General features: G+C 40.2%; 4 protein-coding genes. 2 read left to right on the forward strand and 2 right to left on the reverse strand.

Features of this window, described 5'->3' with window-relative positions; all coding sequences use genetic code 11:
• The first annotated feature begins 105 nt into the window (after positions 1-105).
• A complete protein-coding gene (locus tag V7077_RS18530; RefSeq protein WP_335504630.1) occupies positions 106-1,104 on the forward strand; it encodes an NAD(P)/FAD-dependent oxidoreductase in 999 nt (332 codons plus the stop codon).
• A gap of 35 nt (positions 1,105-1,139) precedes the next feature.
• On the opposite strand, the gene V7077_RS18535 is transcribed toward V7077_RS18530, so the two are convergent.
• Together V7077_RS18535 and V7077_RS18540 are read right to left on the reverse strand one after the other, a co-directional pair.
• Positions 1,140-1,505: a HesB/IscA family protein gene (locus V7077_RS18535; protein WP_335504631.1), complete on the reverse strand. Its 366-nt coding sequence runs from the start codon at positions 1,503-1,505 to the stop codon at positions 1,140-1,142.
• Positions 1,506-1,632: 127 nt separating this feature from the next.
• On the reverse strand, positions 1,633-1,872 hold the full coding sequence (locus tag V7077_RS18540) for a YuzB family protein (RefSeq protein ID WP_335504632.1): 240 nt from the start codon (positions 1,870-1,872) through the stop codon (positions 1,633-1,635).
• Positions 1,873-2,094: 222 nt separating this feature from the next.
• Here V7077_RS18540 and V7077_RS18545 point away from each other — a divergent pair, with 222 nt between their 5' ends.
• The gene (locus tag V7077_RS18545; protein WP_335504633.1) at positions 2,095-3,162 is read left to right on the forward strand and encodes an NAD(P)/FAD-dependent oxidoreductase; all 1,068 of its coding nucleotides are present in this window, start codon (positions 2,095-2,097) and stop codon (positions 3,160-3,162) included.
• Positions 3,163-3,230 lie beyond the last annotated feature (68 nt).

Raw genomic sequence — 3,230 nt, forward strand, 5'->3', positions numbered from 1 at the left:
CAAAAATAATTTCCATCTGAGTATTCAAAAATCAAGGGGTGAGTAACGCATTATTGGTGATTAAGAGGGAATGGAGTTTGTTACTACTCGTTGGGGGGATCCTTTGTGCAAGAAGATCAAAAAGTATTTGATATTACGATAATTGGCGGCGGTCCTACCGGTCTATTTACGGCCTTTTATGGAGGTATGAGACAAGCGTCAGTAAAAATTATTGAAAGCCTGCCACAACTTGGCGGTCAGTTGTCGGCCCTATATCCGGAAAAATATATCTATGATGTGGCAGGTTTTCCGAAGATCCGTGCACAAGAATTAATAAATAATTTGAAAGAACAGATGGCTAAATTCGAACCAACCATAGTCCTGGAGCAGTCTGTTCAGAAGTTAGAAAAACAAGCAGACAGCGTCTTTAAATTAACCACCAATAAAGAAGTTCACTACAGCAAATCGATTATTATTACAGCTGGAAACGGGGCATTTCAGCCGCGTCGTTTAGAGCTTAAGAGTGCGGGGCAATATGAAAAGAAAAACCTCTATTATTTTATTGAGGACTTACATCAGTTTGCTGGACAAAACGTTGTTGTATTTGGCGGCGGGGATTCTGCTGTCGACTGGGCGCTAATGCTTGAGCCTATTGCTAAACAGGTAACCCTCGTTCACCGTCGTGATAAGTTTCGAGCTCATGAACACAGTGTAGAGAATCTGCTTCACTCAAAGGTTAATGTAAGGACTCCGTATGTACCAGCAGAGTTAATTGGTGACGAAAACGGAATTAAACAAGTGGTCCTAAAGACAGTTAGCGGTCCAGAAACTGAAACCATTGATGTTGATGCGGTTATATGTAATTACGGATTCGTTTCCTCACTTGGTCCAATAAAAGAATGGGGACTTGAAATTGAAAAGAACTCCGTTGTGGTGAATTCAAAAATGGAAACCAATATACCCGGCATTTACGCAGCAGGAGATATTTGTACGTATCCTGGAAAAGCGAAATTAATCGCCTGTGGGTTTGGCGAAGCACCAACAGCCATCAACAACGCAAAATCTTTCATTGATCCAAAAGCAAGAATTCAGCCGCTCCATAGTTCCTCTTTGTTTAAGCAATAAAAGAAGGCGTCCCTCAAGACGCCTTTTTGTGTTTATTAACATTCTTCAGGTGTTCCAGCAGCGGTTGCTGTACGGAACGATGATCCGCAGCCGCATGATGCAATGGCGTTTGGATTATCAATCGTGAAGCCTCCGCCCATCATCGATTCTTTATAATCAATTTTTGTACCTTGTAAAATTAGCGCACTTTCTTTATCAACTAGAACCTGAATGCCATACTGGTCGAACTGAAGGTCATCATCGTTAACTTCATGGTCAAAGCCCATACCATAAGATAGGCCGCTGCAACCACCGCCTTTTACACTTACTCGTAAAAAGGCACCTTCCTCTTCATTATGCTCCATCATCTCTTTTATGTGTAATGATGCCGCTTCAGTCAGGATCACAACTTCTTTACTCATGAGAATTCCTCCTTCTCCTCCGGCTTTTAATTTAGTATATACACTTATAAATGAACTCTCAACCAATTAAAAGCACAAATTTATTAGACTTCCGCATTATATAAAAAGGAGCAAATAGCTCCTTCATTTAAAACATTGGATTTTCTTCTAAGTATTGATAAATATTATCCACGAGATCCTCAGGAGTTTCTCCGGTCACAACCTCTCCGTTTACTAGAGCGTATAGTGAGGAGGCACATTTTCCGCAGTATCCCAGACATCCGTATTCGATAATATCTAGGTTCGGATCTCTTTGTAGTTTTTCAAGTGCCTTTTGAGCACCATTTGCCAAATTACTAATACAAAATTCAATTATCGGCTTAATCAACATTTTCACCTCTTACACCTACTTATCCTACTCCATTAAGTTAAAACAGTCAAATACCACGTTCTTATCATCTTGTCAAGAATTGAGATAAAATGTTGTTATTTCGACACAAATTAGATATACTCGAATGTGATTAAGTATAAAATATTATTCTACTATTATTAATTCTTTCTGACTATTGAAAAAGATCATAATGCCTGATAAACAAAGGGGTAATAAACGATGAAAAACCTTGTGATTCTCGGTGGCGGCTATGGTGGTATGAAAATTTTGAGTGAACTTCTGCCAAACCATTTGCCCTCAGATGTTTCGATTACACTTATAGACCGTGTTCCATATCATTGTTTAAAAACAGAATACTATGCATTAGCCGCTGGAACGATTTCTGATAAAGAAGTGCGGGTTGCTTTTCCTGAACACCCACGACTGCAAATTAAATACGGAGAGATAACAGGGATCGACACTAAGGTTAATCAAGTCCTCATGAAGAATGCCGATCCGATTGTCTATGATGATTTAGTAATCGGTTTGGGTTGTGAAGATAAATACCATGATGTCCCTGGAGCTGCGGAATTTACCTATAGCATCCAATCGATCGAAAAAGCCCGGCGAACCTACTCCGTCTTAAACAACCTCGGCCCTGGATCCGTAGTTGCTATCGTCGGAGCTGGCTTAAGCGGGGTTGAATTAGCAAGTGAGTTAAGCGAAAGCCGTGAAGATCTTCAGATAAAATTATTTGATAGAGGGAAGCATATTTTATCTTCCTTTCCCGAAAGATTAAGTAAATATGTAGAAAACTGGTTTGTTCGCAATAATGTCGAAATCATTAACGAATCTAATATTACAAAAGTAGAAGAAGGCCGCTTGTTTAACCACGATAATCCGATTGATTGTGATGTGATCGTTTGGACGGCTGGTATTCAAGCAAATCAGATCGTCCGTCAAATGGATGGAGAGAAAGACCGCTTAGGCAGATTAATCGTAACACCTCACCATCACTTGCCGAACGATGAACATGTGTTTATTGTTGGTGACTGTGCCAGTGCCCCACACGCCCCTAGTGCCCAATTAGCCGAAGGACAGGCGGAACAGATTGTGGAAGTATTAAAAAAACGCTGGAATGGTGAACCACTTCCAGCAGCATTCCCGACTATTAAATTAAAAGGTGTCCTTGGCTCACTCGGAAAAAAACAAGGCTTTGGAGTGATGGCCGACAGGGCCATTACAGGCCGTGTCGCCCGTATCTTAAAATCAGGAATTTTATGGATGTATAAATTTCATAATGGGTGAGCAAATGAAAAGTGCCCGATTAGTAAATAATACTAATTGCTGAAGAGGTACGTATAAAAATAAGCATT

Source organism: Neobacillus vireti (assembly GCF_036962465.1).
Lineage (GTDB): Bacteria > Bacillota > Bacilli > Bacillales > Cytobacillaceae > Neobacillus > Neobacillus vireti_B.